General features: G+C 66.5%; 24 protein-coding genes, 1 tRNA gene and 1 pseudogene. 11 read left to right on the forward strand and 15 right to left on the reverse strand.

Annotated elements, in window-relative coordinates:
- Window positions 1-46: 46 nt before the first annotated feature.
- The 3 genes from GO308_RS02550 to GO308_RS02560 are packed head-to-tail and all read left to right on the forward strand — an operon-like array spanning window position 47 to window position 4,207.
- A complete protein-coding gene (locus GO308_RS02550; RefSeq protein ID WP_066550411.1) occupies window positions 47-1,003 on the forward strand; it encodes a hypothetical protein in 957 nt (318 codons plus the stop codon).
- A gap of 6 nt (window positions 1,004-1,009) precedes the next feature.
- The gene (locus tag GO308_RS02555; protein WP_240883706.1) at window positions 1,010-3,880 is read left to right on the forward strand and encodes a pitrilysin family protein; all 2,871 of its coding nucleotides are present in this window, start codon (window positions 1,010-1,012) and stop codon (window positions 3,878-3,880) included.
- A 24-nt stretch (window positions 3,881-3,904) separates the two neighbouring features.
- Window positions 3,905-4,207 carry a hypothetical protein gene (locus GO308_RS02560; protein ID WP_066482675.1) on the forward strand — a complete coding sequence of 101 codons (303 nt, stop codon included), beginning with the start codon at window positions 3,905-3,907 and terminating at the stop codon, window positions 4,205-4,207.
- Between the two features lie 83 nt (window positions 4,208-4,290).
- Here GO308_RS02560 and GO308_RS02565 read toward each other — a convergent pair whose 3' ends face one another.
- Window positions 4,291-5,394 carry a PepSY-associated TM helix domain-containing protein gene (locus GO308_RS02565; protein ID WP_240883707.1) on the reverse strand — a complete coding sequence of 368 codons (1,104 nt, stop codon included), beginning with the start codon at window positions 5,392-5,394 and terminating at the stop codon, window positions 4,291-4,293.
- Window positions 5,394-7,580 carry a TonB-dependent receptor gene (locus GO308_RS02570; RefSeq protein ID WP_240883708.1) on the reverse strand — a complete coding sequence of 729 codons (2,187 nt, stop codon included), beginning with the start codon at window positions 7,578-7,580 and terminating at the stop codon, window positions 5,394-5,396. The genes GO308_RS02565 and GO308_RS02570 overlap by 1 nt, the downstream gene beginning before the upstream one ends.
- 44 nt (window positions 7,581-7,624) lie before the next feature.
- Here GO308_RS02570 and GO308_RS02575 point away from each other — a divergent pair, with 44 nt between their 5' ends.
- Entirely contained in the window at window positions 7,625-7,792 is a 168-nt protein-coding gene (locus GO308_RS02575; RefSeq protein ID WP_240883709.1) for a hypothetical protein, read from the forward strand.
- 214 nt (window positions 7,793-8,006) lie between these two features.
- Here GO308_RS02575 and GO308_RS02580 read toward each other — a convergent pair whose 3' ends face one another.
- From GO308_RS02580 to GO308_RS02595, 4 genes are all read right to left on the reverse strand, one after another.
- A complete protein-coding gene (locus GO308_RS02580; RefSeq protein ID WP_066482673.1) occupies window positions 8,007-8,417 on the reverse strand; it encodes a BLUF domain-containing protein in 411 nt (136 codons plus the stop codon).
- A gap of 161 nt (window positions 8,418-8,578) precedes the next feature.
- Complete coding sequence (rplA, locus tag GO308_RS02585) at window positions 8,579-9,277, reverse strand: 50S ribosomal protein L1 (RefSeq protein WP_066482672.1); 699 nt, start codon at window positions 9,275-9,277, stop codon at window positions 8,579-8,581.
- 4 nt (window positions 9,278-9,281) lie between these two features.
- On the reverse strand, window positions 9,282-9,713 hold the full coding sequence (gene rplK / locus GO308_RS02590; RefSeq protein ID WP_066482671.1) for a 50S ribosomal protein L11: 432 nt from the start codon (window positions 9,711-9,713) through the stop codon (window positions 9,282-9,284).
- Window positions 9,714-9,920: 207 nt separating this feature from the next.
- Complete coding sequence (locus tag GO308_RS02595; RefSeq protein WP_240883710.1) at window positions 9,921-12,707, reverse strand: hypothetical protein; 2,787 nt, start codon at window positions 12,705-12,707, stop codon at window positions 9,921-9,923.
- Window positions 12,708-12,814: 107 nt separating this feature from the next.
- Between GO308_RS02595 and GO308_RS02600 the strand changes: the two genes are divergently transcribed.
- Window positions 12,815-13,183, forward strand: a complete 369-nt coding sequence (locus GO308_RS02600; RefSeq protein WP_156437838.1) for a hypothetical protein — start codon at window positions 12,815-12,817, stop codon at window positions 13,181-13,183.
- Between the two features lie 19 nt (window positions 13,184-13,202).
- On the opposite strand, the gene GO308_RS02605 is transcribed toward GO308_RS02600, so the two are convergent.
- The 3 genes from GO308_RS02605 to secE are packed head-to-tail and all read right to left on the reverse strand — an operon-like array spanning window position 13,203 to window position 14,995.
- On the reverse strand, window positions 13,203-14,189 hold the full coding sequence (locus tag GO308_RS02605; protein ID WP_240883711.1) for an NAD(P)H-binding protein: 987 nt from the start codon (window positions 14,187-14,189) through the stop codon (window positions 13,203-13,205).
- A 33-nt stretch (window positions 14,190-14,222) separates the two neighbouring features.
- Window positions 14,223-14,759 carry a transcription termination/antitermination protein NusG gene (nusG, locus tag GO308_RS02610; RefSeq protein ID WP_066482659.1) on the reverse strand — a complete coding sequence of 179 codons (537 nt, stop codon included), beginning with the start codon at window positions 14,757-14,759 and terminating at the stop codon, window positions 14,223-14,225.
- A gap of 41 nt (window positions 14,760-14,800) precedes the next feature.
- Window positions 14,801-14,995: a preprotein translocase subunit SecE gene (gene secE, locus GO308_RS02615; RefSeq protein ID WP_066482657.1), complete on the reverse strand. Its 195-nt coding sequence runs from the start codon at window positions 14,993-14,995 to the stop codon at window positions 14,801-14,803.
- A 428-nt stretch (window positions 14,996-15,423) separates the two neighbouring features.
- Here secE and GO308_RS02620 point away from each other — a divergent pair, with 428 nt between their 5' ends.
- The gene (locus GO308_RS02620) at window positions 15,424-16,272 is read left to right on the forward strand and encodes a class I SAM-dependent methyltransferase (RefSeq protein WP_240883712.1); all 849 of its coding nucleotides are present in this window, start codon (window positions 15,424-15,426) and stop codon (window positions 16,270-16,272) included.
- A gap of 50 nt (window positions 16,273-16,322) precedes the next feature.
- On the opposite strand, the gene GO308_RS02625 is transcribed toward GO308_RS02620, so the two are convergent.
- The 3 genes from GO308_RS02625 to GO308_RS02635 all read right to left on the reverse strand — a co-directional run bounded on the left by GO308_RS02625 (window position 16,323) and on the right by GO308_RS02635 (window position 20,658).
- Window positions 16,323-16,398, reverse strand: a tRNA-Trp gene (locus GO308_RS02625).
- Window positions 16,399-16,446: 48 nt separating this feature from the next.
- Window positions 16,447-18,705 carry a GGDEF and EAL domain-containing protein gene (locus GO308_RS02630; protein WP_082731141.1) on the reverse strand — a complete coding sequence of 753 codons (2,259 nt, stop codon included), beginning with the start codon at window positions 18,703-18,705 and terminating at the stop codon, window positions 16,447-16,449.
- Window positions 18,706-18,888: 183 nt separating this feature from the next.
- Window positions 18,889-20,658: a fatty acyl-AMP ligase gene (locus GO308_RS02635; protein WP_066482821.1), complete on the reverse strand. Its 1,770-nt coding sequence runs from the start codon at window positions 20,656-20,658 to the stop codon at window positions 18,889-18,891.
- Between the two features lie 117 nt (window positions 20,659-20,775).
- On the opposite strand from GO308_RS02635, the gene GO308_RS02640 reads away from it, so the two are divergent.
- The 5 genes and pseudogenes from GO308_RS02640 to GO308_RS02660 all read left to right on the forward strand — a co-directional run.
- Window positions 20,776-21,321 (forward strand): RecX family transcriptional regulator, encoded by a 546-nt coding sequence (locus GO308_RS02640; protein ID WP_066482641.1) that lies wholly within the window; start codon window positions 20,776-20,778, stop codon window positions 21,319-21,321.
- 64 nt (window positions 21,322-21,385) lie between these two features.
- Window positions 21,386-21,973 (forward strand): cold shock domain-containing protein, encoded by a 588-nt coding sequence (locus GO308_RS02645; protein ID WP_066482635.1) that lies wholly within the window; start codon window positions 21,386-21,388, stop codon window positions 21,971-21,973.
- An 8-nt stretch (window positions 21,974-21,981) separates the two neighbouring features.
- Complete coding sequence (locus GO308_RS02650) at window positions 21,982-22,488, forward strand: DUF192 domain-containing protein (RefSeq protein WP_066482633.1); 507 nt, start codon at window positions 21,982-21,984, stop codon at window positions 22,486-22,488.
- Window positions 22,489-22,550: 62 nt separating this feature from the next.
- Window positions 22,551-22,943, forward strand: coding sequence for an NADH:ubiquinone oxidoreductase subunit NDUFA12 (locus GO308_RS02655; RefSeq protein ID WP_066482631.1), 393 nt, complete (start codon window positions 22,551-22,553; stop codon window positions 22,941-22,943).
- A gap of 203 nt (window positions 22,944-23,146) precedes the next feature.
- Window positions 23,147-23,380: pseudogene (locus tag GO308_RS02660) on the forward strand (DUF2155 domain-containing protein); the annotation flags it as partial.
- Window positions 23,381-23,415: 35 nt separating this feature from the next.
- On the opposite strand, the gene aat reads toward GO308_RS02660, so the two are convergent.
- From aat to GO308_RS02675, 3 genes are all read right to left on the reverse strand, one after another.
- Window positions 23,416-24,162 carry a leucyl/phenylalanyl-tRNA--protein transferase gene (gene aat / locus GO308_RS02665; protein WP_066550443.1) on the reverse strand — a complete coding sequence of 249 codons (747 nt, stop codon included), beginning with the start codon at window positions 24,160-24,162 and terminating at the stop codon, window positions 23,416-23,418.
- Window positions 24,163-24,166: 4 nt separating this feature from the next.
- The gene (locus GO308_RS02670; protein WP_066482627.1) at window positions 24,167-24,901 is read right to left on the reverse strand and encodes a ParA family protein; all 735 of its coding nucleotides are present in this window, start codon (window positions 24,899-24,901) and stop codon (window positions 24,167-24,169) included.
- Between the two features lie 152 nt (window positions 24,902-25,053).
- The gene (locus GO308_RS02675) at window positions 25,054-25,440 is read right to left on the reverse strand and encodes a hypothetical protein (protein WP_066482624.1); all 387 of its coding nucleotides are present in this window, start codon (window positions 25,438-25,440) and stop codon (window positions 25,054-25,056) included.
- Window positions 25,441-25,557 lie beyond the last annotated feature (117 nt).

Raw genomic sequence — 25,557 nt, forward strand, 5'->3', positions numbered from 1 at the left:
CCGGCCCGCAGCGCCGGACGGGTGCTGGCGCGAGGGTAAGACAGGCGTGATCGAGCGGTTCCGGGCTCTGGCGGCAGACTGGCAGCCGCATCTCGCCCGGGCGCGGCCGTGGCTTCGCGGTGCATGGATCGTCGCGATCCTCGCCTATGTCGCCTTCAGCCTTCGGGAGATCGGGATCGCGCGCGTCTGGAGCGAGCTACCGCGCGCACCGGCCTTTTACCTCGTCTACTGGGCGGGGTTCATGATCCTGCCGATTTCCGAACGGCTGATCTTCGCGCGCATCTGGTCGGACACGCCCCCCGTTCCAATACCCGTCCTGCTACGCAAGCGCGTGCTCAATCAGGTCGTGTTCGGCTATTCGGGCGATATCTGGTTTTTCTGGTGGGCGAGCCGTCATCTGGGGGTGCCCGAGCGCCAGGTGCTCGCCGGGGTGAAGGACAGCACCCTGCTCTCCGGCGTCGCCGCAGCGGCGGTGACGCTTATCCTGGTCGGCTGGTTCAGCCTGGTCGGCAGCGGATGGATATTGGTGCGCGCGATGGGCGATTATCGCGCCTTCTTCATCGCGCTAGGGCTGGTGATCCTGTTCGTCGCGCCGGTTGCCCTGCGCTTTCGCAGACAGATTTTCTGGGTCGGCGGCGGTACCGCGCTGTTCGTCCTCGCGGTCCATTTCCTCCGCATCGCCATGGTGCAGGGGGTCGAGGTCGCGATCTGGTCGATCGTTCTGCCGCAGGTTCCGTTTGCGACGTGGCTGCTGTTCCTGACGGTTCAGATGCTGATCAATCAGCTGCCGATCGTGCCCAACCGCGACCTGCTGTTTCTTGCGGTCGGCATTGAGCTGACCGCGCGTGTCGGCGTCGACCAGGCCGCGCTCGCCGCGCTGTTCGTGGCGGTCACCCTGCTCAAGCAAATCACCAATCTGACGGTCTTCGTCTTGACGAGCTTCCTGCGAAATGATCACCTGTCGACCAAGGCGGAGCCGGCCGGCTCCAGTGCCAATCCATAGGACAGGATGACCCGCATGCGTTTTCTGACGCCCAGCCTGATTGCGATTGCGACTGCAACCGTTGCCCAGATCGCCGTGCCTGCGGCGGCCCAGACTGCGGCGGCACCGAAGCCCGCGCCGGTCGCGCAAATCGCGCGTGCGATCGACATCCCCTATCAGGAATTCACGCTCAGGAACGGGCTGCGCGTCATCGTGCACACCGACCGCAAGGCGCCGATCGTCGCGGTGTCGGTATGGTACGATGTCGGGTCGAAGCATGAGCCCGAAGGGCGCACCGGCTTTGCCCACCTGTTCGAGCACCTGATGTTCAACGGCACCGAAAATGTCCCCGGCGACTTTTTCGACCCGCTGCGCGAGATCGGTGCGACCGACGTAAACGGCACGACGTCGTTCGACCGCACCAATTATTTCGAAACCGTGCCGCGTCCGGCGCTGGAGCGCGCGCTGTTCCTGGAAAGCGACCGCATGGGCTATCTGCTCGGCGCGGTGACGCAAGAGCTGCTCGACGAGCAGCGCGGCGTCGTCCAGAACGAAAAGCGCCAGGGCGACAACCAGCCCTATGGCCTGGTCCGCTACAAGCTGAGCGAAGGCATCTATCCGCCGGGGCATCCCTATCACCATTCGGTAATCGGATCGATGGCCGACCTGTCTGCGGCGCGGCTCGATGACGTGAAGAACTGGTTCCGCAGCTATTACGGACCAAACAACGCGATCCTGGTGCTCGCTGGCGATATCGACGCAGCGGAGGCACGACCGCTGGTCGAGAAGTATTTCGGCGCGATCCCGTCGGGGCCCGAAACGGTGACGCCCAAGATCACGATTCCGACGCTGGCCGAGGCGAAGTCGGAAGTGATCAAGGATCGGGTGGCAACCACACGTATCTATCGCCTCTGGCCGGTCCCGGGCTACAAGAACGCCGACGCAGTGCAGCTCGACATCGCCGCCAGCGTGCTCGGCGGCCTTGCCTCCTCCCGCCTCGAAACCGCGCTGGTGCGTGAGGACAAGCTGGCGGTGAGCGCGTTCGCCTTCAACCAATCGCTCACCGACGCGGGCAGTTTCGGGGTCGGGATCGACGTTCGTCCGGGCGTCGACAAGGCGGCGGCGATTGCGCGCATGGATGCGGTGATCGCCGACCTGATCGCCAACGGACCGACCGCCGACGAAGTCCAGCGGGTGGCCACCAACACGCTCTCAGGACGCCTGGCGGGCCTGGAGGCGGTGGGCGGTTTTGGCGGCAAGGCGGTCACGCTGGCGCAGGGCGCATTGTTCGCAGGCGACCCGGCATTCTACAAGAAGCAGCTGGCGGCCCTGGCGGCGGCGACCCCGGCGGACGTGCGCGCGGTCATGCAGAAATGGCTGACGCGCCCTGCCTACACCCTGACCGTCGAGCCGGGCGAGCGCGAGAATTACGTTGAGGCAACCCCCGTTGCCAAGGCGGTGCCCGCCCCGGCGGCTGCGGCAGCCCCGGTGGCGAAGGTCGATCGTGGCACCCGGCCCGAAGTCGGCTCGATCGCCGATCTGAGCTTTCCCAAGGTCGAGCGGACCAAGCTGTCGAACGGTATCGAGCTGGTCTATGCCCAGCGCACCGCGGTGCCGGTCACGCAGATCGCGATGAGCTTCGATGCCGGCGTCGCCGCCGACCCGGACGGCAAGCTCGGCACGCAATCGCTGACGCTGGGGGTAATGGACGAGGGCACGACGACGCTCAATTCGCTCCAACTCGCCGAAGCGCGCGAGCGGCTGGGTGCGCGGATCACCAGCGACAGCTCGGCCGATCGTACCACGCTCCAGCTCTACACCCCCAGTGCCAACCTTGCGGGCTCGGTCGCGCTGGCGGCGGACATCGTCAAGAACCCGGCCTTCGCCCCCGCCGAAGTCGATCGGGTGCGTAACCAGCTGCTCGCCGGGATCCAGGCGGAGTTGAACAATCCGCAGGGCGTGGCACAGCGCGTGACCCCGCGGCTGCTGTTCGGCGACGCGCATCCCTATGCCAAGCTGGCCGCGGGTTCCGGCGACCCGGCGGCGGTCGCGAAGCTGACCCGCGACGACCTGGTCGCGTTTCACCGCAGCTGGATCCGGCCGGACAAGGCCAAGTTCTTCATCGTGTCGGATCAGCCGCTGAGCGCGGTCAAGGCGGCGCTCGAGGCACAGTTCGGCGGGTGGAGCGCGCCCGGTGCGCCCGGCGTCAAGGCGTTCGGCGTCCAGCCGGTTCAGACCAAGCCGAAGATCGTGTTGATCGACCGACCCAATTCGCCCCAGTCGCTGATCGTGGCGGCGCAGCTGACCTCGCTTGATCCGAAATCAGATCTGCTTCCGACGCTGACGTCGAACGAGATCCTGGGCTCCGGGTTCCTGTCGCGCATCAACCTGGACCTGCGCGAGGCGAAGGGCTGGTCCTATGGGTCGCGCGGCGGCTTCGGGCTGAACGAGCGCGCGGTCAGCTATGTGGTCAACGCGCCCGTTCAGGCCGACAAGACCGGCCCCGCGATCGAATCGCTGCAACAGGTGATCGGCGGCTTCCTCAACGACAAGGGCACGACCAAGGTCGAGTTCGACCGCACGATCAACGGTGAGATCCGCGAACTGGCCGGCCTGTACGAAACCGGCGGCGCGGTGCTGACCGCGATGCAGTCCAACGACCGGTTCGGGCGGCCCGACGATTATTACAGCACCGTCGCGGCCGAATATCGCACGCTCCAGCCGACCCAGCTTGACGCTGCGGCACGCGCCGCGATCGACCCGAAGAACTTCGTCTGGGTCGTCGTCGGCGATGCAAGCAAGGTCCGCAGCCAGCTTGACTCGATCGGCCTTCCGGTCGAGGTCATGCCCGCCGCCGCGGCGGCGATGCCCGCAACCGCCGGCCGCCCCGCCAAGTAAACGACCGCGATAGGAGCAACGAACATGGCCAATGTGGATGGAAACTGGGATACCGTCGCCAAGACCCCGATGGGGGATCAGAAGGCGACGCTGTCGGTCGCATCGTCGGGCGATACCTTCACCGGCACCTATTCGGGTGCGATGGGCACGACCGAGATCAAGGACGGCAAGGTCGACGGCAACAACCTGACCTGGAAAGTCGACATCGTCGTGCCGATGCCGATGACGCTCGATTGCTCCGCGACGGTCGACGGCGACACGATCACCGGATCGGTCGGTGCCGGCGCGTTCGGCAGCTTCCCGCTTTCGGGAACCCGCGCCGCCTGATCGGGCGAAACCGCCGCAACCATGCGGCCCGCGCTCCCCGGTGGAGCGCGGGCCGTTTTGCTGCGGAGGTATGGGGCCGTCGCCTATTCGGCGGGGAGCGGTGCGATCGGTGTCCGCGATGCCGGCCGCTTCGCGCGGCGGCCGCCACGCGCCCAGAAGCTCCACACCGCCAGCGTGCCGAGCAGGGTGAGCGCAACGCCGGCCAACGTCAGCGCCAGCCGGTAGGCGATGCCGCCGACCATCGCCGCATGCAGCGGGAACAGGGCGTTGAACGCCCGCAAACCGGGTGACAGCGTCATGGCGTCGCGTGCCTCGACCAACCGCGCATCCGCGGGGTCGAACCACAGCATCGTCCGGCCGTTGGGGAGCCATTCGGCGGGCTGGCGCATGCGGAGCTGCACCAGGTCGCCGGCCTCCCTTGGCATGCGGACCAGCCGGACCTCGGCATCGGGAAAACGCTGGCGCGCGCGCGCGAGCACACGTTGCCAGTCGATGCGGGCGGGAAGCGCGCTGCCCCTGATCGCCGGCGGCTTGGTCATGCCGTCGAGCTCGCCCGCCGTCGAAAACGGCGCGAGCATGACCGACGCGACCGGGCGTAGCGTCAGCATCATTCCCGTCGTCATACTGATCGCCAGCAACGGCGCGACCAGGATGCCCAGGTCGCGGTGATGCGTCAGGATTGCTGACCGGGTCAGCCGGCGGGGCAGCAGGCGCAGGCGGAAGGTCCGCCGGGTCCGCCACCACAGGATCGCCCCGGTGACAATGAAGCCAAGCCCGACGAGCCCGGCGATCCCGCTGATCGTCTCGCCAGCTTCACCGATCAGCAGATGATGGTGCAGGTCGAACAACCACAATTCCGGCCGCGCCCACACGCTGTCCCACCGCGCGACGATCTCGCCGCCCTGGTTCGCATAGGCCCCGTGGCCGCGCCCATAGCCAAGCTGGCTGAGGCCGAACCCGTCGCTGGCGAACAGGATCGATGCGGGGCGATCGGCCGGCGCGACATTCGCCAGGCGATCCAGCTGCGCGGCCAGCGATGCCACGTCCTGGCGCGCGGGATCGTCGCTGCCGGGCGCGGAGATCCATTGCTGCTTCCACAACAGGATCGTCCCGCTCAGCCCGAGCAGCGCGAGCAGCAGGCCGATCAGCCCGCCGGTCCAGCGGTGAATCAGGTCGAGCCAGCGCATCAGAAGCGCCAGTCCCAGCCGAGCGTGAAGTTGCGCCCGCGCCCGGCAAAGAAACGGGTGCGATCCGTCTGGAACAGCGTGTCGCTGTAATAGCTGACATATTGTTCGTCGGTCAGGTTCTGGACCGCCAGGCTGATTCCGCCCAGTCCGGTGTCGTAGCGGATATAGGCGTCCGTGACCGTATAGCCCTCGAACCGGGTGTTCGCCGCGCGACCCGCAAAGTCGCGCGAGAGATAGACGTTCGCCTGCACCCGTGCGGTCAGTGGCCCGCTGACATAATCGGCGGCGAACAGCGCGCGGTCGGGAGAAATGTTGGCGCCGTCGAGATCGAGGTCGACGCGCCCGTCATTGTCGCTGTCCGATTTGCCGAGCAGGTGCGAATAGCCCGCCTGGAGCTTCAACCCGTCGATCGGCGTCCTGACGCCCAGGTTGATTTCCAGCCCCTCGATTTCGATCCGCTGGCGCTGGACCTCGAAAATGTCGCCGGCGTTGCGCACCAACAGGCTGCCGAGGTCGCTCGACGACCAGAAATAGGTCGCCGACAGATCGAGCGGCCCGCGTTTCACCTCAACCCCGATCTCGCGATTGTTCGACACCACCGGGCTGACATTCAGGAAATTGTCGACGTCGACACCCGCGGTGTTCACCGCGCGCAGGATGCGGCCGATGTCGGCGATCGTATAGCCCTCGGCATAGCTGCCATAGACGCGAATGCCCTTTACCGGCTCGACGATCACGCCGCCGTTGAGCAGGACGTCGTCGAAGCTCGGGCTGCCGCCCGCCACCTGCTGCGGGCCATAGAAGAACAGGGTTTCGTAGTCCGGGATGTCGAGCCGCACATTCTCCCACCGGGCGCCGCCGGCCAGCCGCAATTTGTCCCCGAACAGGCCCAGGTTGAGCTGGCCGAACGGGGCCAGGCTGCGAAATTCGGTGAAAGGCACCCAGGCGCGACCGGTCTGGAGCAGCTCCTGGCCGGTGCGGTCCCACAGGCTGTCGAAGCCGACCGTGGCGGAAAGCGCGTCGATCACTTCGCGTTCGTAACTGAACCGCCCGCCGATCTTGCGCGACCGGTTGACCGACTGTTCGAACAGCGTGCGGGTGGGGTCGATGCGCGGATCCTGGAAATCGGCGAAAACGCCGCCGCCGAAAATGTCGCGCGACCGGTTCCAATAGCCCTGCAGGATCAGGTTGCCGCCGGCCAGGTCGGTGTCGGTCAGCGTGAGCGAGATCGTCTCGACCCGATTGGACGCGGGTTCGCCCGGTATCGCGCCACGCGCGCCGATCGTCGGCCGCCCGGCGGCGATGTCGGCGGGCGAACGCGGCACCACGACATAATTGGCGCGGCCCTCCAGCGCGAACCGGTTGGCGAACAACTCGATTCGCGCGGTGTCGCTCAATTGATAGCCGAGCCGCGCAAACACCGACCAGCTGTCGCTGTCCTGCACTTCGCCCTGGGTACCGTCAGGACCGATCACGTCGCCGTCACCGTCGAGGAAGACGCCGCGCCGCTCGAACGCCGCGCCGACGGTCGCGTCGAACGCGCCGCCGCGCCACGCGACCAGTCCCGCCGCCTTGCCGCCAAAGCCCGCATCCTCGAACCCGTTGCTCGCATTGCCCTGAAGCAGCAAGCGGCCGGCGATCCCGTCCGACTTCGGCGCTTCGACCACGACCTGGTTGATCACCCCGCCGGTCGCGCCGATGCCCTGCAGCGCGTTGGCACCATAGATGAGCTCGACCCGGTCGAGGAAGAACGGGTCGATCGTATAGCCGTCGCGCGATCCGTCGCGGATCGGCGTCGTCTGCGGAATGCCGTTGATCGCGAACAGCGGCGCGCGGCCGCGCAGCGATTCGCCCGCGCCCGACAATTTCTGGCGGGTGGGGGAGAAGGACGGCGACAGGTTGGCGACGGCGTCGACGGTCGATCCGGCAATCGCGACCTGCTGGCGCAGTTGCTCGCGATCGATGACGTCGACGGTCAGCGGCAGCGCATTTGCGGGCAGCCGCGTGCGCGCGGCGCTGACGACGATTTCGTCGTCGTCGGCGTCGTCGCCCGCCGGCAGGGTCGACTGTACGGCCGGGGCAGGGACGCCAGCCAGACCGGGCACATCGTCGCGATCAGCTGCATGTGCTGAAAACGGGCACAGGATCGTGCCGGCGGCGAGCAGGATGTTGAATTGGTAACGCATGGCCCTCCCTTTTCCGAGAGGGGTGGTAGCATCCGCTTTTGCAAATGCAAGCGGTTCGCAATAGCGATGTGGTCCAGGCCGCCCGGCTGGCGCGCAGGGCGGCGGAGCTTGACGCCCTGATGGCGTATCTCGACGCGAAGATCGCCTGGGTCGAACGCGGGGGGCAAGGTGAGGCGCCCCGGTTGCTGCCGCCGCAGCAGCAGCGACCCTAGAGCCCGTCTACGACATCAGCGTTTTCCCGTCGCCCCGGGCTTGACCCGGGGTCCCGCGGTCCCTTGCGCCGGATCAAGCAGCGGGACCCCGGCGCAAGGCCGGGGTGACGGGGAGAAAGCGGCCGGACTTCAGGACCGTGTCCATTCCCGGTCGATCTCTTCGAAGCGGGCTCGGCCTTGTCGTCGGACCGCCGTCAAATATCGGCGCGAGCGATCAGGGGGTCGCGCGCGATTCGACGCGGTCGCGGACCTGGGCGAAGGCGGTGCGTAGATCGTCCGCCGATGCCCGGTCGAGCGCGCCCGCGGCAATCTCGTCGGGCGACCAGAACAGCGAGGGCGCCTCGTCGTCCAGCATTGCCCAGTTCGGAAACATCCGCGCATCGACTTCGGCACTGACCAGCAGTCGCACATCGCCGTGGCGATCATCAGCCACGATCCGCTCATATAGCGCATCGATGGCCGGCTCGGGGCCCTCGATCAGCTGCAGGTATAAGTCCTGACGACAGATCAGCGCACCGGTGATCTGGTCGCGGGGATTGTTCCGCCGCGCGCCGGACAGGATTCCGGCGAGCATCGCCCGGTCGAAGCCGAAGGGTTGCGACCGATAGATCAACTGCTTCACCATGGCCTGCTCCCGTCGAACCTCGACCGGGGTACGCGAAACGAGCGCTCGTGCAAGCGAGGACTTCGGGACCGGCTGCGATCGCGGACGCCGTCGCGCCAGAGCGAATGTGAAAAGGGCCCGGCGTCGCCGCCAGGCCCTTGTTCATTCGCGCGTCGAAGCGATCAGGCTGCGGCGATTTCCGCCACGTCGACCTTGATGCCCGGGCCCATCGACGAGCTGACCGCGATCTTGCGGACATATTTACCCTTGGCACCCGACGGCTTGGCCTTGACCACGGCGTCGACCAGCGCGTCGAAATTGGCGCGCAGATCGGCCTCGGCGAAGCTCGCCTTGCCGATGCCGGAGTGGATGATGCCGGCCTTTTCGACGCGATATTCGACCTGGCCGCCCTTGGCCGCCTTGACCGCTTCGGCGACGTTCATCGTGACGGTGCCCAGCTTCGGGTTGGGCATCAGGCCCTTGGGGCCCAGCACCTTGCCCAGGCGACCGACCAGGCCCATCATGTCGGGCGTGGCGATGCAGCGGTCGAATTCGATCGTGCCGCCCTGGATGGTTTCCATCAGGTCCTCGGCACCGACGACATCGGCCCCGGCTTCGCGCGCTTCGTCTGCCTTGGCGCCCTTGGCGAACACGCCGACGCGCACCGTCTTGCCGGTGCCGGCGGGCAGCGTGACGACGCCGCGCACCATCTGGTCGGCGTGACGCGGGTCGACGCCCAGGTTGAGCGCGACTTCGATCGTTTCGTCGAACTTGGCGGTCGCATTCGCCTTGGCCAGTGCGATCGCCTCGTCAATGCCGTGCAGCTTTTCGGCGTCGATCGCCTGGGCCAGCGCCTTCTGCTTCTTGGTCAGCTTTGCCATGATCTCAGCCCTCCACCACTTCGAGGCCCATCGCGCGGGCGGAGCCTTCGATGATGCGGGTCGCCGCTTCGATGTCGTTGGCGTTCAGGTCCTTCATCTTCGCCTGGGCGATCTCGCTCAGCTTGGAGCGCGCGATCTTGCCCGCCGACACCTTGCCCGGCTCCTTCGAGCCCGACTTCAGGTTGGCAGCCTTCTTGATCAGGTAGGTCGCCGGCGGGGTCTTCGTCTCGAACGAGAAGGAGCGGTCGGCATAGACGGTGATGACCGTCGGCAGCGGCGTGCCCGCCTCCTGGTCGCCGGTCTGCGCGTTGAACGCCTTGCAGAATTCCATTATGTTGACGCCGCGCTGACCCAGGGCAGGGCCGATCGGCGGCGACGGGTTGGCCTTGCCTGCAGGAACCTGCAGCTTGATATAGCCGGTAATCTTCTTCGCCATTTACTTCACTCACTCTGTCGGCCGGACGCGCGGGGCGTGCCGGCACCAAGTTTAGCGGTGCAAGCGACCGCTCTTTCGAACGGCCTCCCGCAACATTTCCATTCACGCGGAATAGGAAGGCGCGGCGCATAGCGTAAAGCCGTGCGCCGCGCAATCATTTGGTATTTCCCTCCGAGCCGGTTGGTTCCGGCCCGCCGGGTCGACGGATCAGGCCGCCAGCAGTTCGGGCGGCGGCGTGAGCAGGCTGATCGTGCTGGCCGAGCCCGAGGTCGCGAAGATGAGCGCCGCTTCGGTCACGCGGTCGCCCCCGCTCAACAGGATGGTGACGTCGTTGTCGCCATTTTCGATGAAGATGCGGTCGGCAGAGATCGTCACGTTGCTCTTCCCGATGCCGGTGAAGGCGGTCAGGTCGATGCGGTCGCCGCGGTCGAAATTGACGATGGTGTCGGTGCCGCCGCCCGGCGCGAACAGGAAGGTGTCGGAACCGTTGCCGCCTTCCAGCCGGTCGTCGCCTTCGCCGCCCCACAGCGTGTCGTTGCCATTCCCGCCATAGAGGCTGTCCGCGCCCGCGCCGCCGACCAGCGTGTCGTTGCCGTTGCCGGCTTCGATGCGGTCGTTGCCGCTCCCGCCCCACATGCTGTCATTGTCGTTGCCGCCGTCGATCGTGTCGTCGCCCTCGCCACCGTCGATGGTGTCGCGGCCATTTCCGCCGTCCAGCCGGTCATTGCCGCTGCCGCCGGCCAGCGCGTCATTGTCGTTCCCGCCGTCGAGCCGATCGTTGCCGGCGTCGCCCGCCAGCCGGTCGGTCCCGTTGCCGCCGTCGATCGTGTCGTCGCCCGCGCCGCCGAACAGCCGGTCATTGGCGTTGCCGCCATCGACGCGGTCATTGCCGGCACCGCCCTCCAGCACATCGTCGCCGTTGCCGCCGCTCAACGTATCGGCGAACGCGCTGCCGATGACGCGCTCGATGCCGGTGAAGCGATCGCCGTCGCTGCTGGAGCCCGCGCCGCTGTTACCGACGGTGACGCGCACCCCGCTTTCCGCGTCGACATAGCTGATCGTGTCGAACCCGGCCCCGCCGTTCAGCACGTCCGCGCCGCCGCGGCCGATCAACAGGTCGTCGCCGCCATTGCCGTTCAGCGTATTCGCGCTGGCATTGCCGAGCAGGACGTCGTTGCCGCTGCCGCCGCTGGCGTTTTCGATGACGACGCCGTTGGCGATCGTATATCCGCCCCAGATGCCGTCGACGAACGACACGACCCCGCCGCCCGTCGGCGAATAGTCCAGCGTCGCCGCGGTCAGATCGATCTGTGCGTCGAGCGCGCCCGAATAGCGGATTTCATCGACGCCGCTCGTGTCGATGATGGTGGTGTAGAAGGTGCCGAGTTCGTTGACGTCGCGCAGCTCGTAGACATTGTTCCCGGTGTTGTAGGGGTTCACGCCATAGCGCGCCTGCAGGACGGCGATGTCGAAAGCCCCCAGCGTCCCCGACCAGCCATTGTCCAGCCCCGCCGCGGTGAACGGCGTCGGGCCGGCGGGATTGAGCTGCCACGCGTCGTTGTACGACATCGCGGTGTAGACGCCCTGGTTGAGGTCGTAGAGGCCGAGCGTGCCGGTCGCCGAGGTCACGCCCAGCAGGACTTCCGAGCCACCGCCATTGTCATGCGGGTGGGCGAGCCCGTGCGCATGGCCGAATTCGTGCAGGATGACGGCGAAGGAATAGCCGCCCTGCAACAGGCTCTGCTGCTGATCGAAGCTCCATCCGCCGCTCAGGACGTTGAAGACGCCGACGCCCTGGTCGTCGCCGAACGCGGGATCCTGGGGGAAGAAATAGGCGCCATATTGTTCGGACTCGGTCTTGAGCAGGCGGAACGTCGCCTGGTTGACGTCCTCGGTGATCTCGTACTTCACGCCCAGGACACGCTCGAATTCCCGGAGCGCGAGCATCACCTGCTGCTTTTCGAAGTCGTTCCAGTCGATGGTCACCATCGGCCCGCCATCGTCACCGGTCTGGCCGAAATTTTCGTCGGAATCGCCGAAATAGACGTAAGCGGTCGGCACGCCGTTGACGTCGACGAACTCGACATTGTTGGCGTTCGCCCAGTTGATCGAATCGAGCGGATCGAACTGGCTGGGATCGACCTCGCGCACGTCGAGCGTATAGCCGCCGGTCTGATTGGGGTAAGCGACCGTATCGAGATAATAGTATCCGCTCTCTTCCGGCACGAAGATCAGCCCCGAGCTGAGATCGGTCGGGAAGCTGAGATCGTCGTTGAAGGTGATGCGATTGCCGCCCGCGTCATAGAGCGCGAGGATCGTGTCGAGTTCACCGCTCGGAACGGCGTTGGGATTGGTCCGGTAATCCGCTCCGCCCGCCAGATCGAAAAGGTAGACTTTTCCGGCCTCGAGATAGATCTTGTAGGTGTCGGTATCCTGGCTGGTCTCGATGTGACCGAACGTCGTGCCGAGCTCGATTTCCACGGCACTGGCGAAGGTGTCGGGAACCTGGTCGGTCGGCCGCTGAACCCAGATGTCGAGGGTATAGTCGCCGCCATCGGCCGGGTCGAAGGACTGCGCGGTGACGAAATAGGTGCCGCTGGTCGTCGCGGTGAATGTCAGGAGCGAGGTGACGCCGATGCCGCCATCGTCGTCGAAGCTGATCAACGAGCCGGTGCCGCTGAACAGCGCGAGCAGCGGATCGGAGAGCGGGTCTTCGCCCGCACCGCGCAGCGCGAAGGAATAGGTCTGGCCGGCCACCAGGTTGAGCGAGAACACGCCCTGACCATCGGCGGTCAGCGTTCCGCCCAGCGTCGCGTCCGAATCGACCTTGATCGTCGCCGGCACGGTTCCGGGGACGATTCCGGCGATCGTCGCGGGAACGTCGTAAATGCCTTCGCGATTGCCGAACGCCTTGCCCTGGCAGGCCATACAGCCGCAGTTCACCACCGACTGTTCAGCCTTCGCCGCACCCAGTGCTTCGATGTCGAGATACATGAACGACCCTTTCCTGCTAACGCCGGGGCATCGACATCGCCCCCGATGACGACAAAGGATCATGGATCGGCGATGACTTCAAACACTCTTTTGCAGAAGGATCGGGCATGGTTGTATTGACAGGTCTCGCCTGCCTAATGGCCCTGGGCAGCGTCAATATTTCCGATGATGCGATGGCGTCGCGCCGATCGGAGCACGCCGGTCATGTTTCTGAAAAGGACGCTTCATCTCCGCCGCAATCCGGCACACCCCCGAAACGACTGCCCGATTCCGGCGGCAGGACGTTCGAGACGCTGGATGCCTACCTGGAACACCTTCGCACGCATGCCGCACCGATCGACCGGCCGTGGTATCGCGAAGTGCGCCCGGGCGTGTATCAGCTCGAAACAGGAAACTTCAGGCCGCTTGCCGGAGGGGGAAAGCCGCGCCTCTTCACGCGCGCGGAATTGATGCGGCGTTTCGGGTTCACCCGCTGAAGTGCAGGCCCGGCGCGCGTCAGAAGACGGCGTGATCGCCCAGTGCCGCGTCGACTTCTCCCGCGATCAGCCGCGCGTAATGGTCGCGCAGCCGGTCATTGCCGAACGCGGGCGTGGCATCGGCGTCATAGGCGCCCGTTGCCTCGTCGCGCACCAGCATCGATTCGGTTGCGTAATAGCGCCCGATTCGCGCGAGCTCGGCCTTGGCTGCGAGGCGCGTGCTCACACGCCCGCCCGCGTCGAGCGCGGCGATGGCCGCGTCGAGCATCCTGACCGGGACGTGGGTGAAACGCGCAGGCTGTCCCGTCAATTCGAACAGCATCTCGCCCTGGTCGCGCGGGGTGATCGCGGGACCCGGCCCGCCAATCGGCAGAACGCGATTGATCCGCGCCGGGGCGTCGATGCAATCGGCCAGAAATGTCGCGAGATCGCGGTCGCTGATCGGTTTGCACGCGGTCAGCCGGCCGTCGCCGAAGACCATGAAGGGCTTGCCCCGCCGGACGCGCTCGACCTGACCCGACAGCGATTTGAAAAAGGCGGTCGGGCGGACGATCGTCCAGTCGAGCCCGGACTGCATCAACGCGGCCTCGAAGGCCAGCTTGGCGTGCTGAAAGGCGAGGCGGGGGGTCTGTACGCAGATCGCCGACAGCTGGATCATGCGGCCGATCCCCGCGGCCTGTGCGGCCGCCAATGCCTCGACATGCGCGGCATGGTCGATCGCCCAAGCGTCCGCGGGGACGCCGGTGCGCGACGCAAGGCAGGAGATCAGGACATCGAAGCCGTCCGCGCGAATCGCGTCGCGGGCAATCGCCCCCGCGCTGGCGGCTTCCGCGACGTGCAGTTGCGCACCGTCGAGCTCGGGGAGCGTCCGGGCGCTGCGCCGGACCGGGCAGACGACGTAATGCCCGCGCGTGACAAGCTCGCGCGCGGTCGCGCGACCGATCGTCCCCGTCGCGCCGAGCAGCAAGACGCGGCGCGCGGGCGGAGCGGGGGCGGGCGGCGTCATATGATCACCCGCGCGCCGCCGTCGGCATCTCGATTATTTGCTGCGCTCGACCTGTTCGAAGTCGAGTTCGACCGGGGTGGCGCGACCGAAGATCGACACCGACACCTTGACCTTCGACTTGTCGAAATCGAGCTCTTCGACCAGCCCGTTGAAGCTGGCGAAGGGGCCGTCGAGCACCTTAACCTGATCACCGATCTCGAAATCGACCTTGACCTTCTGCTTCGGCGCGGCGGCGGTCTCTTCCTTCGAATTGAGCATCCGCGTCGCCTCGGCTTCGCTGATCGCCTGGGGCTTGCCCGACGAACCCAGGAAGCCGGTCACCTTCGGCGTGTTCTTGACCAGGTGATAGACGTCGTCGTTCAACTCGAGCTTGGCGAGCACATAGCCTGGCATGAACTTGCGCTCCGACTGGACCTTCTTGCCCCGGCGCACCTCGGTGACGTTCTCGGTCGGCACCTCGATCGCCTCGACGAGCTGGTCGAGCCCCATGCGGGTCGCCTCCGACATGATCGCGTCGCGAACCTTGTTCTCGAAGCCCGAATAAGCGTGGATGATGTACCAGCGTGCCATGTAAAGTTCCGTTGTTTGGGTCGCGATGGGCGCAGTCGGGCTCAGGCCAGCGCCAGCAGGCTCTTGACGATCATGTCGAACGCCGAATCGACCGCAAGGAAGAAGACGCCCAGGATCGTCGCCATGATGACGACCATGACGGCAGTCATGATCGTTTCGCGCCGCGACGGCCACGTGATCTTCGCGCGCTCGGCATTGACCTGGCGAAAAAACTCGGCGGGAGAAGTCTTGGCCACCTTGAAACATCCTGTTGTTGCATCGACCGCTTTTGGCAAAGGTCCGCCGCCCGGTCCTGCTTTCAGGAACCGGCGCCATCCCCCCAACGCTGTCGGATTGGGACCAGTATCTAGCGAAGGACGGCGGCTTTCGCAAGCATGCGCGACAGGTGGTCGGCGACCGGTGGTACGGACCTCGCCAATGGTGCCGAGCCGACCTATCCGTGCTGACACCGGGGCGTGGTCACGGCGCTGCCGTGACGACATGCGCCCAAACGAGCCGATGGCGGGTCAGGCCGCATATGGCCCGCACCTCCGGCACACTATCAGACTGTATCGACGGCAAAATTGACGGACAGCCGTGACCGGAAAGGGCAATGCGTGGATTGCCCCGACGTTCGGGCTTGTCTATCCGCTTTGCCTCCGCTGGCTGAATACAGGATTGAACGATGACGCGCAGGAGTTTGGGTACGCGGCTCGTCAAGGCGGTGCAGAACCGGCGCGACACCTTTATGGCCCGTTCGGACGTTATCGCGCGCCTGCCGCTGTTTGCGCCCAATTCCGCGCCTGGATCACTACGCCAGCTGACCGACCTCACGCTGCAGGCGTGCGACCAGACCTTTCCCTTTCTGGTGGAGGTGGTGCGGGGTTGCGGCATCACGCCGATCGCGATCGAGGATGCCGAGGCGTTTTGTGCCGATCCGGCGCATCGGGCGATCGCCGACGCGATGAAACCGCTGTTCGACGGCCATGGCAGCGACAAGGCCAATGTCCACCAATATCACCTCGCTTACGGCCGCATCCTGGCCGAGATCGGTGCGGTGCAGGCGATGTTGGAGATCGGCATGGGTACGAACAATGTCGATGTCGCTTCCAACATGGGATCGGAAGGACGGCCGGGCGCGTCGCTCCGCGCGTTCCGCGACTATCTGAAGGACGCCCAGATCTTCGGTGCCGATATCGACCGCGATATTCTGTTCACGGAGGAGCGCATCCGATCGTTCTTCGTCGACCAGACCGATCTGTCGAGCTTCGAACGGCTGGACGCAAACCTGCCCGACAGCCTTGACCTGATCATCGACGACGGTCTGCATTCGCCCAACGCGAACCTGGCGGTCCTTGGCTATGCGGTGCGCAAGCTTCGCCCCGGCCAGTGGTTCGTGATCGAGGACATTCCCGAGCGCGCGACCGCATTCTGGCAGGGCATCGACCCGATCCTGGCGCGCCTTTTCGAGACGCATCTGATCCGGGTGTCGTCGGGTCTGCTCTATGCCGGGAAGCGCCGCCCGGCGGCGTGAGATGTGGCCCGGGTCGGCCTCAACCCCAGACCTTCATCAGGTCGCCGACGTGGCAGGAGTGGAGGGACTCGAACCCCCGGCCCTCGGTTTTGGAGACCGATGCTCTACCAACTGAGCTACACTCCTGTGCAGCGCAGGTCCCTAGCGTTCGGTGCCGGACAGGGCAAGCGTTTCTCAGGCGGCGGCGCTGGCGGCGTCGCGGCCGGTCGTGAGGCGCCGGGCTTCCTCCACCGGCAGCGGACGGCCGAAATAGTAACCCTGTACCTTGGTGCAGCCCAATGCCTGGACCATGCGGTGCTCGTCCTCGGTCTCGACGCCCTCGGCGGTCGTGGCCATGCCGAGCGACTGGGCGAGCGCGACGACGGCGCGGATGATCGCGATTGCTTCCTTTTCGCCTTTCGACGCCGCCTGGACAAAGGAACGGTCGATCTTGATCGACGTGAAGCGGGTGCGGCTCAGATAGCCAAGTGACGAATAGCCGGTGCCGAAGTCGTCAAGGCTCAGCCGCACCCCAAGATCGAGGATCCGTTCGAGCACCTGGACCGCGCCGGTGCCCTCGCGCATGAAGGCGCTTTCGGTGACTTCGAGCTCGAGGCGCCCCGGCGGCAGGCCGGTGCGCATCAACGTATCCGCGACGACGTTGACGAAACCGGGATTGTGGAGCTGTTCGGCGCTCACGTTGACCGCGACACGGACGGGTTCGCCCCACTTCACCGCTTCGGCACAGGCGGTGCGCAGCACCCAGTCGCCGATCGGGGCGATCAGGCGCGCATCTTCGGCCAGCGGTACGAACTTCGCCGGCGAGATCACGCCCATTTCCGGATGGGTCCAGCGCAGCAGCGCTTCGAACCCGGTGAGCGCGCCGGTCCCCGCGTCGACGACCGGCTGATAGGCCAGATGCAGTTCGTCGCGGTCCAGCGCGCTGCGAAGCTCGATTTCGAGCACCCGGCGCTCTTCGGCGCGGACATGCAGCTGCGGTTCATAGGTGTGGTAGGCGCCACCGCCCGAATCCTTCGAGCGATAGAGCGCCAGATCGGCCGAACGGATCAGCATTTCCGCCGTCCGCCCGTCGCGCGGCCCGATCGCCACGCCGACGCTGGCGCCGATATACATGGTGTGATGGTCGACTTCGTAGGGCTGCGACAGCGTGGTGATGATCGTATGCGCCAGCGCCTCGATCCGCGCGGTGTCGCTGGCGTCGCGGACGACCACCGCGAACTCGTCGCCGCCCAGGCGACCGACCATCTCATTGTCGTTGACCAGCCGCGCCAGCCGCTCGGACACCTGGCCCAGCAGCCGATCGCCAATCGGATGTCCCAGCGAGTCGTTGACCGCCTTGAACCGGTCCAGGTCGATCATCATGAAGGCGCAACGCCCGCCCCAACGTTCGGCATCCGCCATCGCCCGCGCCAGCGTCTCATTGATCAGGAGGCGGTTCGGAAGCCCCGTGAGCATGTCGAGGCGCGCCATGCGGTTGATCTTGTCCTGGGTCTGGCGCGCTTCGGTGACATCGGAGCCGACCCCGCGAAAGCCGATGAACATGCCGCGATCGTCATATTTCGGGCTGGCGGCCATTTCCCACCACCGTTCCTCGCCATTGACGTCGACCGGCAGCAGCAGGTCGCGAAAAGCCTCGCGGCCCTTCAGTTTCTCTGCAAGGACGCGCAGTCCCGCCGGCACGTCGCCGCTGTGCCAGGCCGGGCCGGCGAGCACTTCGAGGAAGGGCCGGTCATTGATCGTCGTCGGATCGACGCCGATCGACTGCGCAAAGCGGGGCGACGCGCGCACCACCCGCCGCTGTGCGTCGATCTCCCACAGCCAGTCCGCGCCCGAATCCTCGAACTCGCGCAGCAGCATGCTGACGGTCTCGTCGCGCTCGGCCAGTGCGATCTGGCTGGCACGCAGCATCACGAGCGCCTTGCCCCGGGTGAAGCAGGCCAGCAGCAGCAGGCCGGTGAAGAGCAGTGAAAGCGACGCGCCGATCGCCGAACCGCCGAGGTAGATCATTGCCGATGCCGCGCCGCCGGTCACGAGCAGAAAGGTCAACCCGGCGAGCGGGAGCGATGCCATCGAAATCGCGACGCCGACCATGAGCACGCCCAGGATGAGGCAGACGCCGAACTGCTGCTGGGGGATGGCACCGGCCGCGAACAAGAGGGGAGGGACGCTCCAAACCGCTGCCAGGGCGACGCCTTCAAGGACGGTGTCGCGGATCTCCGACGCGCTGGCGATATAGGAAACGGCCGCTTTGCGCGCCAATCGCCGAAACACGATGGCCAGCGCCACCGACGCCACCGTCGCGCCCCAGCTCATCAGTTGCCAGGCCGGAACATCCGGCCGGAAGAGCAGGATCATCAATGCCGCGCAGATCAGGTTGGCGCCGCCGGTAAACAACGCCAACTGCCGTGCCGCATTGAGCTGTGCCGCACGCATCGCGCCCCAGTTCGCGCCCTCCGCAGAGTCGCGCAGCCCCAAAAGCGCGCCGTTATCGATGCGCGGCTCGGACAAAAGGGGGCGTTGCGGCTTGCTCACCGCGCCACGCTTACCAGCCGATGGTTAGCGAGCCGTTTCGCTTGAGATCAAATTCGATCAAATTACGCGAGAGGCCGTTGGCGGTCAGGCGGCCAGGTCGTACGGCTTTATCTCGCCGGCAAGATAGAGGTTGCGGGCCTTGGCGCGGCTGAGCTTGCCCGAACTGGTACGCGGCAGCGTGCGCGGCGGCACCAGTTCGACGACGCAGTTCATCCCCGTCACCGACCGCACCCGCTCGCGAATCTCGTCGCGCAACCGCAGCCGCTCGGCCTCGTCCGACGTGCGGCACTGCACCAGCACTGCGGGCGTCTCCTCGCCGCCCGGGGTGGTGATCGCGAAGGCGGCAATGTCGCCGGCCTTGAACCCCGGCAATTGCTCCACGGCCCACTCGATGTCCTGCGGCCAGTGGTTCTTGCCGTTGATGATGATCATGTCCTTGGCCCGGCCGACGATGTAGATGTAGCCGTCCGACATGTACCCCATGTCGCCGGTATCGAGCCAACCGTCGGACATGCATGCGGCGGTTGCCTCCAGGTCCCGGAAATAGCCCTCCATCACCGACGTGCCGCGGCACCACACCTTGCCGATCGCCTTGTCAGGGAGCGGCGTGCCGTCCTCCTCGCGGATCTGGATTTCCATGTCGCGCACGGGCTTGCCGCAATTGACGATGGCGCGGAACCGCTGCGGACGATCGGCGCGCGCGACGCCGCCCGACAGTTGGGTTTCCTCGACCAGCTCGACGACGATCCCTTCGCCCGGCGGCATGATCGATACTGCCAGCGTCGCCTCCGCCAGACCATAGCTGGGCAGGAAGGCCGACGCCTTGAACCCCGCTTCGGCGAAGACGTCGACAAAGCTCTGCATCACGTCCGGGCGGATCATGTCGGCACCGTTGCCGGCCAGCCGCCAGCGCGACAGGTCGAACCGGTCGGCGGCGCGCGTCTGGCTGGAGATGCGGCGCGCGCAGATGTCGAAGCCGAAGGTCGGCGAATAGCTGATCGACGTGCCTGGATTGCGGGTGATCAGGTCGAGCCAGGCGAGCGGCCGCCGCGCGAAATCCTCGGTCTTCAGGTAATCGGTCGACACCTGATTGGCGATCGGCGACAGGAAGCAGCCGACCAGCCCCATATCGTGATACCACGGCAGCCACGAGATGCAGCGGTCGCGCGGTTCGAGCTGCATGCCGTGCGCGTGTGCCGCCAGGTTGTTGAGCAGCGCGCGATGGGTGATCACCACACCATGCGGAAAGCGCGTCGATCCGCTGGAATATTGCAGATAGGCGATATCGTCCGGACCGGCCTGGGGCAGCTCGGCTGCCGGGGCCTGGCGGCGCGCGAACGAATCCCAGTCGACGCCCTCGACCCCGCACTGGCGTGCAGCATCCCCGGCCATCGCCGCCAGCGATTCGGGATAGAACAGAAATTTGGGGTCGCAGCTGTTCAGCTGGACCGAAAGCTGGTCGACATAGGCATCGCGCCCGCCGAAACTGGTGGGCAGCGGCAGCGGCACGGGCCACGCGCCGGCATAGACGACGCCGAAGAACAGGCTGGCGAAATCGGCACCCGTCTCGGCGACCAGCGCGATGCGATCGCCCGGGACGACGCCCGCGGCGATCAGGCGCTGCGCCTGATCGATGGCATCCCGGCGCAGCTCGGAAAACGGATAGGCACGCGCCAGCTGGCCGCGCGCATCGTGGAAATTGAGGCCGCGCCGTCCACGGGCGGCATAGTCGAGCGCTTCGCCCAGCGTCGCGAAATCCGCGAAGCGACGGGGCAGATCGTCTTCCAATGCCGTCGGGACCTGCGTTTGCGTGTCGACCGCCTTAACCGGTTCTTGCGAAATCTGTGCTGTCATCAAGTCCAACTCGCGCCCTTCGCTGCCGGTCCGTCGGCGGCGCTATGTCGCGCGCACCTCGGCCAGACTGATTATCGACCCCTAGAATCGGTGCGCACTGTGGCATAATCATGGCGCATGACGCGGCGTCCATCCAAGTCGCCCGGTCGGGCACCGCCGATCGACGCGCCGACGCTTGATCGTCTCGCGCTGCGCTATGTCGAACGCTACGCCACGACACGCGCGAAGCTGGTGGCCTATCTTGATCGCAAGCTCGCCGAGCGTGGCTGGGCGGACGCGCGCCCGGACCCGGTCGCGCTCGCGGATCGGCTCGCCGACCTCGGCTATGTCGACGACCGTGCCTATGGCGAGGCCAAGGCGACGGCGATGGCCCGACGCGGCCTGGGCGCGCGCCGCGTCGACGCGGCGCTGTGGCACGCGGGCGTGCGCGGCGAGGATGCGGAGGACATTGCCCCCGTTATCGCCGGGCAGGCGGTGGAAAGCGCGCTGCGCTTTGCGCGCCGCCGGCGCTTTGGTCCCTTTGCCGACGCCCGGGCCGAAGGCGCGGTGCGCGAGCGCCAGTTCGCTGCCATGCTTCGGGCGGGACATGCACCGGAAATCATTGGCCGAATTCTCCGGATGGCACCCGGAGAGGACACGCAGACCCTGTTCGGGACAGAATAGCCGAAAGAAACTTTTGTTACGGCCAAGGCTCGTGTTAGAAAGCGTCCCCGGGGGAAGGTGGACTATGCGTGCTGAGACAACGCGCGCATCGGATCGATATATCGACGATGCGTCCGACATTGCGGTTTCCAATGCTGCCGAAGAAGCAGATGAAATGCTCGTCAGCGGTTCGGTCAAGTGGTTCGATGTCGCGCGCGGCTTCGGCTTCATCGTTGCAGATGATGCGGGCATCGGGGACATTCTGGTTCATTTCTCGGTACTTGAAGAACATAAGCGCCGCAGCCTGCCCGAGGGGGCGCGGATCACCTGCCGCGCGGTGCGGCGCCAGCGCGGCTTTCAGGCGCGCGCGATTGTCGACATCGACACATCGACCGCGGTCGAATCGCTGCGCGCGCGCCCCAGCGACCGTGCGGAGCGGTTGCAGTTGCTGGACGTCGCCGGCCCGTTCGAGCCGGTCAAGGTCAAGTGGTTCAATCGCCTGAAGGGCTATGGCTTCCTAGTTCGCGACGGCCGGCCGGGCGACATTTTCGTGCATATGGAAACATTGCGCGTCGCCGGCATCGAGCATGTCGAACCCGACCAGTCCGTCGAGGCGCGGATTACTGACGGCGAAAAGGGCCCGCTCGCGGTCGCGGTTCGCCAGCCCGGCTGATCGCGTCCATGCGCGTGCCAGCTCTCGCCTTGCTGCTCGCCGCGTGCGGGCTTCCCGGATGCAATGGCGGCAGCGCCGACCGGACGCTGACCGCGGCCGAGGAAGCAGCGGGGTTGGTCCTGGTCTCGATCGAGACGCGCGCCGGCGCCACGCAGTGGTTCAAGGTCGAAACCGCCAGCACCATACCCCAGCAACAGCGCGGCCTGATGTTCCGTCGCGACATTCCGGAAAATGGCGGGATGCTCTTCTATCCCTATCCGCCGGATGGCAGCGGCCCGCGCGAGGCGAGCTTCTGGATGAAGAACACCCCGACCTCGCTCGACATCATCTATATTCGCCCCGATGGGACGATCGCGCGGATCGCGGCGGGCACCACGCCCTTTTCCGAAGATCAGATCCCGTCGGGCGAGCCCGTGTCGGCCGTCCTCGAGCTTCGCGCCGGCCGCGCCGCCGCGCTGGGAATCGCACCGGGCGATCGGGTGCGCTTCGAGGGGTTCGACGCCCCGGCAGGTTAGCGCGCCGGCTGTCGATCGCATCGGCGGTTGTCGTCGCCGGGCCAAGCAGCTATCGGGCGCATATGGGTATCCTGTCGTCGATCTTCACCTGGTGGAACGGTGCCACCATCGGCACCACGCTGGCGCTGCGCGGCATGCGCAAGGTCGGCGTCGACCCGCTCGGCAACCGATATTTCCAGGGCGGGACGGACACCAACGGCCAGCCGCGCCGCTGGGTGATCTACAAGGGCGCGAACGACCCCAGCCGGGTGCCGCCCGCCTGGTTCAGCTGGCTGCATCACCAGATCGAGGGCGTTCCCGACGACGCGCTGCCGCCGCCGCGCGCGTGGCAACAGCTTCCCGTCCCCAACCTGACCGGCACCCCGGCGGCGTACCGTCCGCCCGGCGCGCTCGACCGCGGCGGCCACCGTCATGCCGCCGCCGGCGATTATGAGGCGTGGACGCCCGACGCGTGACCGCGCGTCGTGTCCTTATCGGCGTCGTGATCGCGGGCGTGCTCGCGGCGGCGGCGTGGTTCGGTTATCGCGGCTTTGTCGCCAGCACGACCCGGAAGCCGGTCTCCAGCACGATCGCGATCGCGGTTCCGGAGGCGACGGTGGGCAGCGACGTCGTGACCGTCGACGACGGCGCCGCCGCCAGCGTCCCGGGGGCCACGCCGATGGCCGATCGCGTGGCGGTGATCGGCGTACTCAACAAGCGCAATGGCGAGACCCGCGAGTTCCGGCTGAAGCCCGGACAGAGCGCGCGCTTCGGTGACGCGATCGTCCGGCTGCGCGCATGCGAGCGCACCGCGCCGTGGGAGGCCGAACAGCTGACCGGCGCGTTCGTCCAGCTGATCGTGCGCCAGTCGGACAACAGCGCCGGTCGCGCCTTCTCGGGCTGGGTCTTCGCCGAACGCCCCGCGCTCAACGTCGTGCGCCACGCGGTCTACGACGTCTGGCCCAAAAGCTGTGCGATGACCTTTCCGGCGACCGGGCCCGATACGGTGGCGGCGGGCAGTGCGCCCAGCCCGGCATCCGGCCCCAGACGGTCGAGCGCCGACCAGTCCCCCTCGACCGAAGGCGCGCCGACGGCGACGCCCCCGGCGGTCGCGCCGAGCGAGGCACCGAGCAACGCCATATAGTCGGCGCGCGCGACCTCGATCGTTCCCATCGAGGCAAGGTGATCGGTCTGGAACTGGCAGTCGAGCAGCGTGAAGCCGCCGATCCGCAGCCGTGCGACCAGCCAGGCGAGCGCCACCTTTGAGGCATCGCGCGCGCGGCTGACCATGCTCTCACCGAAAAAGGCCCGGCCGAGCGCCAGTCCATACAGCCCGCCGACCAGCCGGTCGCCGTCCCAGCATTCCACCGAATGCGCGAAGCCCAGCGCGTGGAGCCGAAGGAAGACTCGCTCGATCGGGCCGTTGATCCAGGTATCGGGCCGGTCGGGCGCGGCCTCGGCGCACAGGCGGATGACGTCGGCGAACGCGGCGTCGGCGGTGACGCGATAGCGATCGGCGGCGATCGTCTTGCGCAACGATCGCGACAGGTGAAAACGGTCGATGGGCAGGATGCCGCGCAGCTTGGGCTCGACCCAGTAGACGCTCTGTGCCGCGCGATGATCGGCCATGGGGAAAACGCCCATCGCATAGGCCTTGAGCACCATGCCGGGGTCGAGCTCGTTCAGGCCCGACATCGCGTCATTTTTCCTGGACCAACAGTTGCTCGATCCGCTGCCACAGCGCGGCGAATGCCTGGGCCGGCTTGCTGCGCGGCGCGGTCGATCCCACCGGCTTGCCGGTCGCTGCCATCGCCTCGATCGCGCTGGCGGCGGGAATGACCGGCCAGTCGGGGTGACGCGCGATCGCCTCGCCATGCAGGCGGCGGCGGCGATCGACCATCGAATGCACGGGCAGAACCCGCAGCTTCTTCGCCCCGATGCGATCGAGATGCGCGCTCACTTCACCAAAGGCGCGCGTGGACAGCGTCGATGGGATCACGGGCACGACGATGAGGTCGGCGGCGCGCATCACCTGTTCGCTCGTTTCGGTCAGTCCCGGCGGGCAATCGAGCAGCACATGGTCATGGCTCTGGCCCAGATCGCCGAGCAGCTTGGCCAGTCGCTTCTTCTTGTCGAGCTGGTGAAAGACGATGTCGAGTCCGCGCAGCGAGGTATCGGCGGCGATCAGGTCGATCCGCTCGAACGCCGTCGGACGAATCAGCTTGGCGACCTCGACGTCCTTCGTGAACACCGCCTGCGCCTGGTCCTTGGCGCGCTTTTCGGGGGCGAGCAGAAAGCTGCTCGCGGCCTGGGGATCGAGATCCCATACCAGCGTTCGCCGCGCCGACAGCATCGCCGCGCACCACGCCAGATTGACGGTCAGCGTGGTTTTCCCCACGCCTCCCTTCAGGCTGTAGATCGCGATCGTCGCCATGCCGCGTCCTGTTCCTTTCGAGCCATGTTCGCCCGACTATCCCGCCTGATGCGGGCGAAGTCGAGACGCATCGGGATCATGCGGTCGATAAAAAGGGGCCGGCGGCATGTGCCACCGGCCCCCGATCGAAAGGAAATCGGGCGATCGCGCGATCAGAGGTGACAGCTCAGCGTACCGCCGCCCGGCTTGGTAAGAGTGACGTTCTTTTCGTCGCCCTTCAGCGTGTAATCGCTGCCGGTATAGGGATCGCCGGCATTTTCCGCGCGCAACTGGGTCGGCAGGCCGTCCTTCGTGTCCAGGCGGATATTGGCGAGCTTGTCGCCATTGAAGAAGTCGACGTACAGCAGGCTGTTGTCCTCACAGCGGAAGCTGACGCTGGCCCGGATCGACGGCGGCAGCTCGACCGGGCCCTTCTTGGCCTTTTCGGCGGCGAGCGGATCGGGCGCGCGCGAGTCCACGACTTCCGGTTCGGGCTCACCGCAGGCGGTGAGGGCGAGGGCAACAGAGGCGGTTGCCAGCGACAAAAGGAGCTTTTTCATCGCCCCAAGCCTTCGCTGATGCAGCAGGGCGCGTCAAGATGGCAGTTGGCAGGTTCAGCGGCGTTGTCGTAGCGTCAGCCGGGTCGAACTTGGCGCACTGCAGCAAGATTGTCCCAG

The sequence above is a fragment of the Sphingomonas sp. SFZ2018-12 genome (genome assembly GCF_022496715.1).
In the GTDB taxonomy this organism is placed as follows: Bacteria; Pseudomonadota; Alphaproteobacteria; order Sphingomonadales; family Sphingomonadaceae; genus Sphingomonas.